This window comes from Caballeronia arvi (assembly GCF_001544695.2).
GTDB lineage: Bacteria > Pseudomonadota > Gammaproteobacteria > Burkholderiales > Burkholderiaceae > Caballeronia > Caballeronia arvi.
In genome coordinates this window covers 1-1,038 of sequence record NZ_FCOM02000267.1, presented here as the reverse complement: position 1 = coordinate 1,038, position 1,038 = coordinate 1, and the positions used below count along the sequence as shown (strand labels likewise).

The 1,038-nt window shown below is 60.6% G+C and carries 1 protein-coding gene; it reads right to left on the bottom strand.

Features of this window, described 5'->3' with window-relative positions; genetic code table 11:
- Positions 1-462: 462 nt before the first annotated feature.
- Positions 463-939, bottom strand: a complete 477-nt coding sequence (locus AWB74_RS44810) for a GNAT family N-acetyltransferase (protein ID WP_061152837.1) — start codon at positions 937-939, stop codon at positions 463-465.
- Positions 940-1,038: the final 99 nt, after the last annotated feature.

Below are 1,038 nucleotides of genomic sequence, written 5' to 3'. Positions count from 1 at the left end.
GATCGCTTTCCACGGATTGTCGTGCACGAAGTCATCGGTCGTTTCGGAGGCCGCGCGGTATCGGGTCGCCATTCCGTCCCGGACGTTGGAAAGCCTGTCTTTGACGGTCGAACGCATGTCGCTGCCGGACGAGGAAGCGTTATCGCCGGAGTCCCACGACTGAGACGCCGCGCGAAAATTTCCCTCGCCGCCGCTTGCGGATGACTCGCCGCTTTTGCTGAAGAATCATGAGTCGCGCTTGTCGGGAATTCATAAGCAGTCTCGGCCCTTTCGGTGATGAGGGAATTGGCCGGGTCGGAACCGTGAACCGTGTTAGCCATGAACGTCTCCTTGGGTGTTTAAGGTATCGGGCCGGCGAAACGCGGGTCGCCGGGCATCGACGCGGATCGCGCAATTCGGATGCCGCCGGACGTTTGCAGTCCGGCCATTGTCGACGTCAATGCGGCACTGGGCGAGCAAGCGTCAGTTATCGACGAACATTTTTTCGAAGCAGCGCGCATCCGGCTGACCGATGTAAGCGCCGTATCGCTCCGTCGGCCTGTAACCGTTGCGCTGGTAGAAGTCGATCGCACGCTTGTTGACCACCCGTGTTTCCAGAACGAGCCTCGTGTAGCCACACGCTGCAGCGTCGGCCTCGAGTTGCTGGATGATGGCAGTGCCAACGCCGGACCTACATTGCCGGCTATAGATTCTTTTGAGCTCGGCCGCGGACGCGTCGAAATGCCGGAATGCGCCGCAACCGAGGGCTTCCCCGACGGCCGTTCGCGCGACGTAGAACATGCCGTTTCCCGATCGGAACTCGTCGACGTCGAACCTCGACTGCCCGCCATCGCCCGAGAATAGCGCCAGCATGGCGCTGAGTTCATCGAGCAAGACTCGTCCGTCGGTCGAGGCCGGATCTTCACGCCGCACGGTTATCGCAATGGATGACTGAGCCATTCGTCACTCCCTGTTGTTTGCACGCGTTTGCACGTGTTTGCACGCGTTTTCACTCGCTCAGCAAGTCGGGGACCTACAACGCGCGCTGAACCTCGGAAC